Consider the following 14230-nt stretch of genomic DNA (forward strand, 5'->3'; position numbering starts at 1 on the left):
GGTCTGACGGCGCTTAGTGCTGAATTCACTATCGGCGAAGGTGAGTTGATGGCTCATGATGTCCCTCTGGGATGCGCTCCGGATGAATATGATGATCTCATATCAGGAACTTGTTCGCACCTTCCCTTATGGAACTGAGATAGCCTTTTAATGATTAGCAGCATATCTGTTTTAATTTGTATCATAACTAATGGGGAATTATTGCCGTGAATGAATTCAATAACGCACTCCAGACGATACTGGAAAATGGGTCTATGTCATATGGCCAGGCTGCTATTTATGCCGGTGGTGCAATTTGCGTTGCGGCCCTTTTTTCGGCGATACTCAGAAGTGGACTACTGGTAATTTTGGGAATTGTCTCAGGCTTTTATCTGTTCAGTCTCAACACTCCAGACAGTACACTGGCGTATACTGCTGCTGCCTCAGACCGTCTCATCGAGCAGGTTAAAGCTGTCGGTGGATGCGCCACTAGACACATTGAGGATGCGCAAACTCTGGGTATCATCATAAAAAATGGCGATGTTATCGAGATAGCAAAGCAGTGCGGTATTATAAAATAATAACCGTAGCATATTATGATTGATGAATGCCTGAATGGTAATCTGCTCGCGGATTACCATTATTTTTTGAGATGTCTTATAGAACTTATCTAAAATTACATACGACTGTCATGACAGTATAAGGTCTTTATGAAAAACGTCGTCAAAACTTTACTACCCTCAGTGAACACTGGTGATCAAGACGAAAGCGTAAAATCGGATACGCTGACTGGCACTACTAAACCCTGCGACCACGGACTGGTTCATAATCATCTTTTAGGGCAGGAGGCCTGTTACTATGCCAAACACTAACGACTCGCTGACAGGACTCAACGTCGAGCTCGTTGGTGCATCGAAACAAGAGTTTACTCTCCTCACTGAAAACCATCTGATGCGCCGCATCATAGTGGCTTTATCTGAGTTAATGCGTAACGCGGAAGGCGTGATGATTGATTCTCATGTTTACCCGTGGGATCAAGTTCTCCCTGCTGCGATGGACATTCCATCATCCAACGCTTCTGATGAAGAGATACAGAACTGGATGATCAGTGCCTGTAAGGAGTGGCAGTGCGAATACAATCGCCGGGTTCAGTCGTTTACCGCATCAGAAGTAAAAAGCAAAAGCGACACCGAGAACGATAACCTATTCCTGCTGAATATCACCAACCTAGCCCATATGCTGATTGACCGGTTACTGCCGTTTGTCAGTATCGAGGAGATTAATCATGAGGATCCAGATTTACTCCCCCAAGTTATTGATATCGTGAATTATATGGTTGGTGTTATAAATGGTACAACCAGCACACAACAAGTCAGACAAGAATTGTTTACTGCCGGTGCTGATGACGCAGTATTTGCACTCAAACTAAAGCACAAAGAGCTAACCAGCCGGGGTGAAGATGCTGGATGGCTTGAAGAGGCAATGAAGATAATCGAAGAAAACAAACGCCAATCCATCGACTTTATGCAGCGCAGCTAATCGTTCCCATAATAAAAGGGTAATGCTATGAGTAAACATCTGTACTGTATTAAGGGTGTTTTAAAACCCAGGAAATTTTCTGTAAGTCTGATAAGAAATAAACTTAGCTCATTTGGTTTAAGGGGAAGTACTCTTCGTAGCGAAACCGCTCGCATTCTTGCCGGGCCAATAGATGGTATTAAGGGTACGTATCCCTTCGGCTGGTCAGAAGAACATTTTGACCGCAGGATGAAACGCATATTCATTCGCGCCGGTAATGCTTCCAGACTTTCTGATAATCGTCCATTTGCATTAAAACGACGCAGCGCTTTAACTATCAGTAAAAAGTATCTTTCTGTGTAACCACCAGCAGACGAGTTTTACTCGTCTGCCTGGCCCCATGCCTCTAATCTTCGCACCCGAAATGAAGTTGCCTGGAGTTCTCCTGATGAAGTTAACTCAAATGAAACTGTAAGATCGTTTTTGTTCCGGTACTTCCATACATAGCCATTTTGCTGCAATGTTTTGAGTGACTTACGTAGGTTGGGCTCAGCTACATCCTGGCTGTCTGGAACAGAGTTAATAAACCCCAGCAACCTGGTGAATGGCACTATCGCAGTGCCTTTTTCTTTGCACAAAAGAAGAAGTACCAACGCATCCTTCTGAATACGGGAAAAGCGCTCCAGGCGATGTTCAGTACCATCTCCCTGCATATTGGCATTGTTCATAATCAACCTAATCATATGGGATATGATTAAGGTTAAAAAACACCCCCCGTTTTGTCACCCTTTTTTTTTCTTACTCACCACTTAAAGCAGTAAGCTCAGTTCGATAAATCTGAATTAAATAAGGCGAGGTTATATGAAAACGAAATTATTGCTGGCGCTAATTGCGGGATCGACTTTCTGCATCAATATTGCTGAAGCCAATATTCCTCTTAGAGCAGATGGAAGTCCGGCAGCGGGGCAGACACCAACTCAGTTCATTCAGCTTAAAAATGAATGTCCTGAATGCGTCATGGTCGCAACTGATGTAGTAAAGATGCGTAGCGATAGCTGTAAACAGCAGGCATCCATCGATTCTACAATCCTACAGGATCCTGTTTACGCATATCTCAACAGTATCCGTCTGGTAGTTGCCGGGAATGGTGGTTATGCAAGTCCAATCTATACATCCGCCCGTCAGGTCGTAGCGTCAAACATCAATTGCAGTGATGCAAACGACTGGGTAGCGAGAAGTAAAACGGTAATGGATAACACCTTCAAAACGCCGTAAACAATCCCTGAATATTTCGTTGCAGTAATGCTATCCCGTAGTATGACGTTAAAGGCGGAGCTTTGAATCGGGAAAAAATAACTACTGCACTTAGAGGTATTTATATGGGTCGTCACTTTACTGGTCTGATTGATAGTTCGCAGCAAAATTTTACAATGCCAATCCGTCCGTATGGACGGAGCCGCATGGCTGCAAAATTAAAAGGAATCTCCCGATTGAAAAAATCTGAAAAGCATGACGATGAATATCCTGATGAACTCTGGAAATTTATGAGTCCTTCAGAGAAAGCTAAATTTCTGGTCGCGGATGTATTTTCACGCAGTAGTAAAGACTCTTCCGCCATTCAACCGGGAGAACATAAGCAAAAGGAGCATGATAATGAGCACTGATAATTTACTAGCAGAACTCACTTCAAAAACAGGCCTGACAGAAACGGAACTTAATCGGCAGGCATTGATTATCGGTTTGATGGCATTGTGCCACCCGGATGCTATTGCCGGTGATTTGGTGAGCGCGGCACTTACGGGGTCATACTCAGATAGTACTGATAAACTACTTACCCGTGGTGATAACGCATCAGACAGTGTGTTGATGTCCATGCGTATCTTACTTCACCGGTTGAGTAAGTATGAAGGGTCTGATGGCAAAGTAGGTCAGATCAATAAAATGATGCACCGACTCGGCTACTTTAAGGCATCCGATGTGTTACGCGAGGCTCAATAAAGAGGCTCAATTTATGTTCACCATGACGAATTTCGCGTCCAATATTCTTGACATGGTTTTTCTATCAGAAATGGAAGGGGAACTCATTTATATAAAAGCGCTTAGCGGCGTTACTGGTTACGTTCCTCAGATCCATCTTTTCCGCCTCCAGCTTATCGCATTTGATATAGGTTGGTACTACGAGTACAGATTGAATTCAGGCAACCTCATTATAAAGGAAATTGTTGAGGCCATCACATCTCTTGGATGTGCTTTAAATGAATACCAATGGCAGTTCGCGTTTGAATTAGGTTATCGCCGTCACCACAAATAAACTTCATTTTTTCATAATTTGCTATTCGTCACTTGATTGACCGGGGGTACGATTAATTTAACACGGATAATTATGGGAGACAGTAAAATGACAGACGCATCTACAATAGACGCAGTTCAACCAAAGGCAAGACGCTTATCATTTAAAGAGCTTCCAGGGTTTGATATTTCTGCTGAAGCACTTCTCAAAATTATCGAAATGCCGTGTATGGTTATTCGCCGGTCTCCTGCAATGAAAGTACTGGAGATGATCACGCTGCGGTTACGTGGGGATTGTCTTTCTGCCCTTGGCATTGACTTAAACTCTGCCCAAATTACCAGTAAAGGGACGGTATCGGGGGGCAATGGTGATATGGACGTATCAGTACCTGCAACACAACTCTTTTCTTTAATCCGCAACATGCGCGGCGAAGATGAAATTAACGTCCGCTTCCATGCGGCAAAAAACCATCTTGTCATTCGCACCGACAAAAACTCCTATAACATCCCGGTTTGCTTAGACCATATACCCGAAATTCAGGCTGAGACGCTGGAACATAATTACAGCGTTTACTTTCCAACGCAGATGCTGAGTCAGATTATCAAGCGTGTCAGCCACGCTGCGGCTCAGAACGATGTCCGCTTTTATATGAATGGGGTCTACCTCGGTATCGATAATGGCCAATTTATTGCTGTAGCCACTGATGGACATCGTATGGCCGTCAGTTCTCATGATATCGACTTCAGCGATGACGTGGGCGATGAGATTCAATCTCCGACAGCTCCTACCTCTATCAGTAACACGAATGCAGGTGTGATTTTACCCAACGGGGTTTTCCCCGTGCTCCATAAAATCCTGAGCGGTAGCCAGGGTCAATTCAAAATTGACTACAGCAACCGTAACCTGACATTTACGCTCGGAAGCCATACAGTCATTTCAAATCTTGTCGATGGCCGTTACCCGGACTGGAAGCGCGTGGCCAGCACGGTAGCCAAAAATACTGAACTGTTTAAGGTTGATCCTTCTGAACTCACCACCGCACTAAAACGCGCAACCCCATTGCTTAAAGAGGGCTCGCCAAACAACACCAGTGTTTGTGTGATGTCATTCAAAGACAACGCCCTACAGCTTAAGTCGCCCGGCTCAAATGCAATCAGTTGCAAAGAGGTGATGGACATTGCGAAAGAGGCAGGCGAGCCCGAAACAATTGTTGATATCGGTATGAATGCCGATTACCTCCTGGAATCACTGGCAAGCCTGGGGGCGTGTTCGGAAGAAGGAGAAGCCGCACAGATTGCTTTGCGTGATACAACGACCGGCATATTGATTTCAGTAAACAAAAACAATTACGACATCATCATGCCTGTCCGTGTCTGACAAAACGCTCTCGTTTTGTCGGCCTTTTCGAAATAGCCAATTTCATGGGCGTGATAACGTTAAAACAAGCTTCCTGACGGGATGGCTATATGCCATCTCGCTCCCATTGGTCGCGATCACTGCGTCCTAATATTCTGGAGCCAGAATGAAATGAAAAGCGTTCTGAAGTGGGTAGGAGCCAAACACAACATTATGGCAAGTCTTAAGCATGTACTACCGAAAGGTGGTCGGCTTATTGAGCCCTTTGGCGGTTCAGGCGCTGTAATGATGAATACGAATTACCCAGAATACATTTTGGCCGATATTAATAGCGACCTGATCGATACATACCAGAGTATTTTTAAGTCGCCTGAAAAGGTACTTTCTGAGCTTAAACGCCTTTACTGTCTCGGGCGTTCTGAGGACGCCTATTATGAGCTGCGAAGCCAGTTCAATAATCATGATAGTGCAAGTGACACTCAAGCTGCTCTGTTTATCTATCTGAATAGGTTTGGCCATCGCGGACTATGCCGATACAACCGGAAAGGCATCTTTAACGTCCCCTGGGGTTATTACGCCAACCCCTATCTCCCAGAGACAGAGTTATACGCAATGGCTGAGAAAATGTCCTCAGCAACTTTACTTTGCGCCAGCTTCCAGACCACGCTATCAATGGCCCGCCCGGGTGATGTGGTGTATTGCGACCCACCATATGTTAATCCCGGCAGATTCACGGCTTACCATGCCAGCGGTTTTACACCCGCTATGCAGATTGAGCTTACCAAACTGCTCCAGTTGCTGCCTGAACGCGGGGTTCATGTCATCGCATCATGCCACGATGCGCCTGATATTCGTGAGCTTTATCAAGCCTTCGCTATTCATGGTGTGACTGCCCGGAGAAGCATATTTAAAGGCAGCGGGGATGGGAAAAAAGCTTCAGAAATCTTCGCGGTCAAATTAGCGGATAACTCGAAAAAGGGAGCTGCGGCATGAAACGCTTCCATTGTTCTGAAAAGCTGCATAACCCAGAGACTGAGAAATTTTGTCAGGATATCGCCGAACAATATCGGACAGCACCTGATATTGCCGTGGCGCAGTTTAAACAAGTGCTGAGCTCTAAGCCTCTAACTTACTGGGAGTGTGTCGTGATCCGCGAGCGTGTCTCTGACCTTATTAAAATTAATCAAGCAACAGCTGAGGGCCACGATGAGCCAATTTAAACCCAAAAGCCTTGTAGTCTACCGCATCCAAAAAGCTCTGGAATTAGACAAGCTGGATGAACAGTTAAGTGAGTTGAAATACACTCCCTGCGGGCCTAATGATATGGCACGGTCAGGATGGATCCCGCCATTGGGTGAAGATGTCGAGCTGTTAAAGCATGAGTCGAATAATCTCATTCTTCTGACTGTTAAGCACGAATCGAAAATACTTCCTCCCGCGACCATCAAAGAAATTGTGCGAACCCGGGTTCAGAAACTGGAGAAAGAGCAAAACCGCAGGCTAAAGAAAATGGAGATCCAGGCCGTCAACGATGCCGTGCTCGCTGAGCTCATACCAAAGGCTTTCAGCAAATACAGCACTACAAACATTTGGGTGGATACTAAATCACGTCTACTGCTTGTTGAGACCACCAGCCATAAAAAAGCAGATGATGTAACAGCTTTGCTACGTAAAACTATTGGCTCACTTCCAATTATCCCATTCACGCTGGAAACGCCGGTAGAACTGACGTTAACAGAGTGGGTCAAAACAGGAAGTCTGCCGCCTGGCCTAGCTTTATGCGACGAAGCCACGCTCAAAGATGTGCTCGAAAACGGGGGGGTCGTTACAACAAAACGCCAGGATTTGATATGTGATGAGATCGCTCATCACATCGAGGCCGGAAAGCTTGTGACAAAGGTTGCACTGGGCTGGATGAACCAGATGTTTTTCATCCTGAATGACAATTTCATCTTTTCACGACTGACCTTTACGGAAGAACTTATTGAACAGAACGATGACATTTCGCCAGAAGATCACGCCCAAAGATTTGATGCCGATTTCGTTTTGTTTACCTCTGTTGTTATGGAGGTTCTGGACACAATGATAAAAGCCCTCGGGGGTGAAAGCCCAGGACTCATCACAACGCCGTCAGACGAACAACAAGGTGTCGCGGCAGAAGCCAAACAACCAGAAAAAACCTTCCATTAAAGGGCTGAGAGATGATTACAGCTACAGAACTCCAAGAGTTATCACGCCAGGTTGAAAATGCTAACATTGCCCGAGCCCTGGCAGTTAAAGAGTTGGTTAAAGAGACAAGAGATCGTCAGTTTTCATTGTGGGCGCTATTTATTGGTCTCTTCAGAGAGACACCGGCGCGAAAAAAGCTGAACGAATGTGAATTGCATCTTAACCTGCTGCTGCCAAAATGCAGGAGCATCTTTCTTCAATACGTAGTTATGTCCTCGTTGGAAGAAATTTCGAAATCACCAGATTGTGAGATTTATCAGCATCTAGTCAACTGCTGGAAAGAAGCTCAGATAAAATATAACGAGTCAGGCAGACGACTCAAACTTGCAGAAAATGCCCGTGAACTATTAAAAACAGCAAAGGATGAATGTAATAGTGCTTCCACAACTGAATTTCTGGATATGGTTACTACCAGTAAAGCAATATCCATACTTTCAGCAATAGACACATCCTCTGCGAGTAGTTCGTTAAAGAGAGCTATGGGTGCGCTTAAGCGATTAGCAGATGAAATGCCTGCCCGGCAATCACCTATTGATTCAAATTTACCAGATGACACGCTTGATCTGTTTGTCGATCTGACTATAAATCCTGTTATCGATATTCTCTCCTGGTTAAATATTGAAAAGCTGGATAATGCCGAAGTGCAGTGCAGCAAAGCCTTAAAGAAACTTCAGACGTTATTAGGACAACTGGGTGCTGAGCATGATTTGAGAACTAAGGATTATCAATCTCAATTAGATACGCTTAAGAGAATTGAACAACCATACATCAAAAAGGTGATGCGGCATATACCCGAAAATATGAAGTTCAAGGAGCCTGAGTATCTCCAGACTATAGGAATGAACCCATGACTCTAAAATATATAATCGCTCTCGCAATATTTCTGACATTTGTGTGCTTTGCAGCTTTCATACTTATCTACGCGAGTCGAACAAAACGAGAACAACAACAAACTCAGCAACCTTTGGACGAGCATGATCAGCAGGCAGATATTAATGCCGATGCCGACGAGAACGCCGCACTTGATGGGTTGAGCGAGTACTTCATCAAAAAAAATTCGATATTGCCAAAAGTCCTGATGGATCTTTATGTGCGCTTGAGTGCGGTGTTCAATGGTCAGTACATTATCGCACCCCAGGTGCTTGCCCGGGACTTAGTAGAGCTGGAGCTCGAAGATGAACCGGTTGCCCCGGTTGACGTACTTCAGGCGCAACAGTACGCAGATGAATTCGTGTTCGATTTTGTTCTCTCCGATGCGCATACCGGGGAACTAGTGCTAGCAATGATCAATGAAGATGCTATCAGCGCTCAGCCTGAAGGAGAGTTCATTATTGCCCTTTTTAAAAGAACTCACATTCCTGTCTTTCGCTATGAAACGTTGTCAGGCTTGGACGATAACGCCCTGGCAGTCAACATCGCTGAATCAATAGACGATGGCCGATTCTCTTAGTTCCACAAGGAATTTATTATGTCTCTGTCAAAAAAACAAAGAATAGTACTGAGGGCTAAATTTGGTGGTCGATGTGCATATTGTGGCGAGGTACTGAAAGAAAAAGGTTGGCACGCTGATCACGTAGAACCTGTGCTAAGGAAATCCGTCCAGGATATGCAAGCTGCGGCCAGAGGGAAATTTAAGCTTAAGGCTACCGGTGAAGTGTTTAATGAAAGTGCCAACTGCTTAGAAAATCTTTTCCCAGCCTGTGCGCCCTGCAATCTGCTCAAAACAACATATTCACTGGAAATGTTCCGCAAACAAATAAGTTTACAGGTTGAAAGGGCACGGAAGAGTAGTATGAATTTCAGAACGGCAGAAAGATTCGGCCAGATAAGCATTGTAGAGAAACCCATTGTTTTCTGGTTTGAACAGTATTCAGAGAAAAATGGTGCTATCAAATAAACGACTAATTTAACATTATCATGGCGCGTATCGCGCACTGCTTCGTCAAATATTCAGCCGTGATAATATTGTTTAGTAGGCCCATTACGGAGCGTATATGACTAATCATACAAACTGGACTGGAGACCTGACCGAAGGCGCAACTATATTTGTAGCCACACCAGATGGCCAGCTCAGCAAATGTAGAGTCGAGTCCGTTCGAGACCGACATTTCTCGGTCGAGGGTATTGAACGTGAATTCGATAAGTTGAATGCCTGCTCAGTTGATGGGTTACTACACTCTTACCCCGACGATTTCGAGTCGAGGGAGTTATTTGGTCTGTGCCAGCAAAAAAACAGGCTCAAGTCTCTGCAAATTGATTCATTATCGTTACAGCAAGTCCAGTACATGCTGGCTGGCCTGGAACTTGCCAGGAAGAGATATGGATACCAGTACCGAGGCAGCAAAGCCGTAGATACCAATCAGAAGGGTAGACTGGCCATGAGCATTGATGATTCGCTTCACCCAATTCAGATCGCTTATATACTGGCAGGTTTAAAATTATCTCTCCTTCAAACAGAGGTGAACCATGACTGCTAACCAACGTAAACGTCCTTCGCGTAACAATCGAGCTGTCCAGTTAACGTCCGAGCAGCTGGTAGAAGCGAAGACGCTTGACCTGAAAGCCCACCATTCGTTTAAAAACCTTATGGGTCTTGCTGCAATCAGTGTCGTGGTGTTTGTCTGTCTTGGCTCCTTGATCCATAAACAACGCTCAGTAATGAACGAATGGGACCTGGGTGAAGTGATCAGAGGCGTTGATTTGAAAGCCGGAACCCTCGCAAAAAACAACTTTTTCATCACCAACAAAGGGCAGTTTGAAGCAAGTGGCGTTACAGTGTCACTTACGGGTACAAAACTGAAATTACAGCAGCATCAGGACGGAAAATATTACGTTTGTAATTCTGCAACAGGTGATTGTGTTCTGGTATCCGATGTACAAGCTGAAAAAATTCGTGACCAGCTGTAGCGAGGGGAAAATATCGGTTACTGTCACCGGTAACCGAAGGAACCTTCGTATATGTCACGACAAGAAGCCGCAACGCAGTTATTTATGTCTGCACCACCAGCAAGTATTGATGTCGTTATTGAGCAGCTGGAAAGGGACGCTCAAGCAGCCGGTATCGATATCCATACAATCTCTGTAATGGCCAGCCTGTTACGTGATCGAATAGAAGCATACAGTGACGTGCTTAAAATCGAGCCTGAGCGGGTGATACACGCACTTGAGGTACTGCGAGGTACGGAAGTGCCGTGGGCTTTTTACACTCCGTCCAGGCTACCTGAGCTTGAAGATGTTCATTGCTGGGAAACTCCTCACGATTTTGACCAAGACCTAGGTGAACACCAGCTGCGGCGCTATATTTGCCCTAAATGCGAGCATGAATCAACCGACCCAATGCGCTGCACGGCTGGCCATGCTCCTGGAGTTAACCAGTATCCTGAAAGCTGTGATGCCACTATCTGGAATTCGCCCGATTCTTGGGATAGTATTAACCCTATAATAAAATTAATTATCAAATCTACGTTCCTGGCTGACCTGACTGTTCATACAATCTTCTATCCGAAAGGGTTGAAGCTTCCTGAAATTCAGGACGTTGAGTAGTCTGCTTCGGGCTCTGTGATCTGATAGTTATATATACCTCATTTAAGACCCCTTACTGGGGTCTCTTTTTTTGGACTTCCGCCGTGCTATGTACTTCACGGTATCCCCAAATATCCCGGCTTATGTAGTTCGTCGATTTGCTTCGTCACCTGCCATACCTGTCTCATAATTTCTCTATTTGGAGAAATCTGATGAACCTACCGACAGCTGTATTAGCGAATAACGATGAAAATGAATCAGACGTCCTCAGCCTTTATGCTAATCCCGTAGACAGTCAAAGTGGCCTCATTGAACATGACGGCTTTCAAAAACTAAATGCCATGCGCGATCTGCTGGTGGAATACAACACAACACTGAAGCACATGCAGGCCATGTATGATGCAGTGATGCGGAACCGGCATGATGAAGCATGGCGCATGTTCTGTGATTCTTGTGACAATTCCATCAAATATACGCTGGCTGTAGAAAATTTGTTCTGTATAGAACGGGCCCGCTGTGCTCTCGATGAAAAGTACTGGCAAAAGCTGCTCGATCTGACCGGCGTAAAACCATTTATGCCCACCGAAAGATACGATGACTGGAACGAAGGATTGAGGGCATGGCGAAAATCATCAGAATCAAATTTTGAGAAGCTTAAGCCTGTACCCTTCAACGAAGAAAGTATCTTTTCTACCGCATTCGCATTGAATGAAGAGAAAAAAGACTACTTCGCCCAGATGGTTCATGGTGTGTTTGAAAAGCTCTCCGCTCTGCATAAGACTAACCGTGCCCAGGGCTTCAGCAACAAACTCATCATAGCCAGCTGCTTACCAAGTAGAGATAACCGCAGATCCTATGACTATCTCAACTATTTTAATGACCTTCGTAAGGTTATTGGACTGATGTATGGACGAAGCGGTGCTGAGGATGTGAATTCGGCTGCGGTCAAAGAGTACATGATGAGTAACCCTGGCGAATGGGTAAGTATTGATAACGATAGTCTTAAAGTGAAGGGGTTTATTAACGGCAATGTGCATATCCTGATTGAGGAGGAAACTTGTGACAATCTCAATCTGGTACTATCCCATTTAATGCCAGGCTGCATTCCTCTCGATCGCCGATACACCACCGGCCATAACTCCGCAAGAACTGTAAAAACCAATGAATATCGGTCGCAGTTGATATCATTCTCTGCTGTTAACTCCTTAATATCATATGCCACTGACCATTTGAACGCGGGCAAACACCTGTCACCGGGGCCGCACACTTTTATCCTGCGGGACAACCAGTCTGTTAGTGAGAAAAAAGAACTGGTGAACATATGGGAGTCATTGGGTGCTGTCAGAAGATATAGAGAAGTATATGACTTTGACTTTAGCCCCGTTGAAGCATTCAAACTTCTGGCATTACATGGTTCTATACCTGACCGCTATACGCACCAGTTCTATGCAACGGTCGGAGAACTCCAGAAACGAGCAATTGATGAATGTATGGTGGCTTCAGGTATGCGTTTGCTGGAACCGAATATCGGTCTTGGTGCGCTACTGAAAGGGTTACCAGAGGGGGTGGATGTTACTGGTTTTGATATACACCCCGCAGCTGTTGCAATTACTGGCCTGCGCTGGAACGTCACCCTTAATGATTTTCTATTGGTCAAGCCTGAAAATACCGGCTTGTTTGAAAGAATTCTGATGAATCCTCCATTTAGTGACTCACGCTGGATTGCACATTTTCAACATGCGATGAGATTCCTGAAACCGGGAGGACGCTTGATAGCAATACTGCCAGGGAGCGCAAAGGAGCATCTTTTAACCCGAGAAGCTGGGCCCGGTTACGACATCAATATTCTGGGTTGCTATGACAACGCCTTTGAAGGAACCGCAGAATCCATAAAACTTTTCTCCGTTGATGCCCATGAATAGTGGGGAAAGGAAGAGCTGGTCGAGTTAATTTCGTCACCCGTAACTGAACAGAAAAAATGAGATAGAGAAAAAGCCGTCAGTTTGTCGATGTTAAATGCTATTCAAATTTTTCAACATGCGACAATTGAGCCAACTACATGAAGAGGAAACACAATGTCAGCATTTCTCATCAATAAATTATCTTTCGAAGATACCAAACAAATAATGTTGTCCTCCATGAAAACAATGGCATCTCTTCATGGTATTTTGGCAATATTCTTGCCGATAATTGCTGGTGGTGGACTCCTGACACTCATCATGAAAAATGTGACAATGGAGGGGCTTGCATTTTTTATCTTACAGCCAGTTGTACTCACCCTCTACCTTACGGCTATCTTATGCCGATATCAAAGCTCAGAGCTAAGATTGAATATCTGGGAAGAACTACGCAACTTTATCGTTGTGTTAGTTTATGCATTATTCCTGACCGTACTAATGATCGTAATATTGTGGTTAGTCAAATTTATGATTGCTTCAGCGGTTGCGGGTGAAACCAACCATGTTGAATATAAACAACCAACATTAACAAGCATTAGTCTGGCTTACTCCAACCTAATAGTGTATTTCAATATGTACGCCCTTGCCACTTTGAGCGTATTTATCGCTACGCCAATGCTCGTTTTATTCATACCAACAGTTACGCGGTGTAAAGGTTCTCTGCTGAAAAGTATACCAGTCATTTGTAAAAGTACTTTTATGAATATTGGGCCGTTGTTCGCATTTTCAGCTATCTCTGGTGTTGTTTTACTTTCGTGGTCATACTTTTCGCTCAGGTATGAATGGTTAATCCCGGCAGCAACTATACCTCTGGCCTACTTATCAATATTGAATTACCAGCTGTCTGAAGCAGCATTGCCTCGTAACCAATAAAAAGGAAACCTGTGATGAGAAAAATAATATTAAATGCGGTTGTTTGTTTATTTGCAATTAATGCATCAAGTTTCGCAATATCAGCGGAAAGCTCTCCATCTCGTGACGAACTGAATGACGTGATGAAAGTTCATGCTTCCGAGATTGCTGCTGTTATCGCATGTAAAGACTACCTCGAAAATGGCGAGGAACGTTTGACTGAAGCGAAATCAAAAGCTGGCCGTGTACTGGGTAAGATGGTAGGCAATCAAGCCAAGGGTAGCGAGTATGCTAGTCGGATTCTGGTAACTGTTAACGAAGCTAAGCCAGATGAGCAACTGAAGGCTGAATTCGACAAGGTCAACCTTGACCACTCAGTCCGCGTTGCAAAATGCGCTCAGCTAGGGAAGGTGCGAACAAGTTCCTGATATGAGATCATCATATTCATCCGGAGCGCATCCCAGAGGGACATCATGAGCCATCAACTCACCTTCGCCGATAGTGAATTCAGCACTAAGCGCCGTCA

The 14230-nt window shown here is 44.7% G+C and carries 21 protein-coding genes; 20 read left to right on the forward strand and 1 reads right to left on the reverse strand.

All coding sequences use genetic code 11. The features are described from left to right. Positions 1-206 precede the first annotated feature (206 nt). The 3 genes from ACHHZ6_RS24165 to ACHHZ6_RS24175 all read left to right on the forward strand — a co-directional run bounded on the left by ACHHZ6_RS24165 (position 207) and on the right by ACHHZ6_RS24175 (position 1860). Complete coding sequence (locus tag ACHHZ6_RS24165) at positions 207-560, forward strand: hypothetical protein (RefSeq protein WP_154050669.1); 354 nt, start codon at positions 207-209, stop codon at positions 558-560. A gap of 277 nt (positions 561-837) precedes the next feature. Continuing rightward, positions 838-1518 carry a hypothetical protein gene (locus ACHHZ6_RS24170; RefSeq protein WP_007372161.1) on the forward strand — a complete coding sequence of 227 codons (681 nt, stop codon included), beginning with the start codon at positions 838-840 and terminating at the stop codon, positions 1516-1518. Positions 1519-1545: 27 nt separating this feature from the next. Then, entirely contained in the window at positions 1546-1860 is a 315-nt protein-coding gene (locus ACHHZ6_RS24175) for a hypothetical protein (RefSeq protein ID WP_127649449.1), read from the forward strand. Between the two features lie 17 nt (positions 1861-1877). On the opposite strand, the gene ACHHZ6_RS24180 is transcribed toward ACHHZ6_RS24175, so the two are convergent. Continuing rightward, entirely contained in the window at positions 1878-2225 is a 348-nt protein-coding gene (locus tag ACHHZ6_RS24180) for a hypothetical protein (RefSeq protein ID WP_127649446.1), read from the reverse strand. A 133-nt stretch (positions 2226-2358) separates the two neighbouring features. Between ACHHZ6_RS24180 and ACHHZ6_RS24185 the strand changes: the two genes are divergently transcribed. The 17 genes from ACHHZ6_RS24185 to ACHHZ6_RS24265 all read left to right on the forward strand — a co-directional run bounded on the left by ACHHZ6_RS24185 (position 2359) and on the right by ACHHZ6_RS24265 (position 14132). Then, on the forward strand, positions 2359-2772 hold the full coding sequence (locus tag ACHHZ6_RS24185) for a hypothetical protein (protein WP_007372162.1): 414 nt from the start codon (positions 2359-2361) through the stop codon (positions 2770-2772). Between the two features lie 104 nt (positions 2773-2876). After that, positions 2877-3161 (forward strand): hypothetical protein, encoded by a 285-nt coding sequence (locus tag ACHHZ6_RS24190; RefSeq protein WP_223226827.1) that lies wholly within the window; start codon positions 2877-2879, stop codon positions 3159-3161. Then, positions 3151-3495 carry a hypothetical protein gene (locus ACHHZ6_RS24195; RefSeq protein WP_032951317.1) on the forward strand — a complete coding sequence of 115 codons (345 nt, stop codon included), beginning with the start codon at positions 3151-3153 and terminating at the stop codon, positions 3493-3495. The genes ACHHZ6_RS24190 and ACHHZ6_RS24195 overlap by 11 nt, the downstream gene beginning before the upstream one ends. 13 nt (positions 3496-3508) lie before the next feature. Then, a complete protein-coding gene (locus ACHHZ6_RS24200; protein WP_009653866.1) occupies positions 3509-3808 on the forward strand; it encodes a hypothetical protein in 300 nt (99 codons plus the stop codon). 87 nt (positions 3809-3895) lie between these two features. Beyond that, positions 3896-5164 (forward strand): DNA polymerase III subunit beta, encoded by a 1269-nt coding sequence (gene dnaN / locus ACHHZ6_RS24205; RefSeq protein WP_223307982.1) that lies wholly within the window; start codon positions 3896-3898, stop codon positions 5162-5164. A gap of 150 nt (positions 5165-5314) precedes the next feature. Continuing rightward, positions 5315-6136: a Dam family site-specific DNA-(adenine-N6)-methyltransferase gene (locus ACHHZ6_RS24210; RefSeq protein WP_007372165.1), complete on the forward strand. Its 822-nt coding sequence runs from the start codon at positions 5315-5317 to the stop codon at positions 6134-6136. Further along, a complete protein-coding gene (locus ACHHZ6_RS24215; RefSeq protein WP_007372166.1) occupies positions 6133-6363 on the forward strand; it encodes a hypothetical protein in 231 nt (76 codons plus the stop codon). Before ACHHZ6_RS24210 ends, ACHHZ6_RS24215 begins: the two co-directional genes overlap by 4 nt. Then, a complete protein-coding gene (gene rdgC, locus ACHHZ6_RS24220; RefSeq protein WP_007372167.1) occupies positions 6350-7333 on the forward strand; it encodes a recombination-associated protein RdgC in 984 nt (327 codons plus the stop codon). The genes ACHHZ6_RS24215 and rdgC overlap by 14 nt, the downstream gene beginning before the upstream one ends. Before the next feature lie 11 nt (positions 7334-7344). Beyond that, positions 7345-8223, forward strand: a complete 879-nt coding sequence (locus tag ACHHZ6_RS24225; RefSeq protein ID WP_009654998.1) for a hypothetical protein — start codon at positions 7345-7347, stop codon at positions 8221-8223. After that, positions 8220-8822 carry a hypothetical protein gene (locus tag ACHHZ6_RS24230; protein ID WP_223226832.1) on the forward strand — a complete coding sequence of 201 codons (603 nt, stop codon included), beginning with the start codon at positions 8220-8222 and terminating at the stop codon, positions 8820-8822. The genes ACHHZ6_RS24225 and ACHHZ6_RS24230 overlap by 4 nt, the downstream gene beginning before the upstream one ends. Before the next feature lie 18 nt (positions 8823-8840). Further along, entirely contained in the window at positions 8841-9269 is a 429-nt protein-coding gene (locus ACHHZ6_RS24235; protein WP_032951321.1) for an HNH endonuclease, read from the forward strand. Between the two features lie 97 nt (positions 9270-9366). Then, on the forward strand, positions 9367-9849 hold the full coding sequence (locus ACHHZ6_RS24240; RefSeq protein ID WP_032951323.1) for a hypothetical protein: 483 nt from the start codon (positions 9367-9369) through the stop codon (positions 9847-9849). Next, on the forward strand, positions 9839-10279 hold the full coding sequence (locus tag ACHHZ6_RS24245; protein ID WP_223226831.1) for a hypothetical protein: 441 nt from the start codon (positions 9839-9841) through the stop codon (positions 10277-10279). Before ACHHZ6_RS24240 ends, ACHHZ6_RS24245 begins: the two co-directional genes overlap by 11 nt. Positions 10280-10330: 51 nt before the next feature. Beyond that, positions 10331-10915 carry a hypothetical protein gene (locus ACHHZ6_RS24250; RefSeq protein ID WP_032951326.1) on the forward strand — a complete coding sequence of 195 codons (585 nt, stop codon included), beginning with the start codon at positions 10331-10333 and terminating at the stop codon, positions 10913-10915. Positions 10916-11106: 191 nt separating this feature from the next. After that, on the forward strand, positions 11107-12816 hold the full coding sequence (locus ACHHZ6_RS24255) for a DUF4942 domain-containing protein (protein ID WP_007372173.1): 1710 nt from the start codon (positions 11107-11109) through the stop codon (positions 12814-12816). Between the two features lie 153 nt (positions 12817-12969). Beyond that, complete coding sequence (locus ACHHZ6_RS24260; protein ID WP_009654999.1) at positions 12970-13725, forward strand: hypothetical protein; 756 nt, start codon at positions 12970-12972, stop codon at positions 13723-13725. A gap of 14 nt (positions 13726-13739) precedes the next feature. Further along, positions 13740-14132, forward strand: coding sequence for a hypothetical protein (locus ACHHZ6_RS24265; protein WP_032951328.1), 393 nt, complete (start codon positions 13740-13742; stop codon positions 14130-14132). Positions 14133-14230: the final 98 nt, after the last annotated feature.

It is taken from the genome of Enterobacter cloacae complex sp. 2024EL-00214, from assembly GCF_043945575.1.
In the GTDB taxonomy this organism is placed as follows: Bacteria; Pseudomonadota; Gammaproteobacteria; order Enterobacterales; family Enterobacteriaceae; genus Enterobacter; species Enterobacter cloacae_P.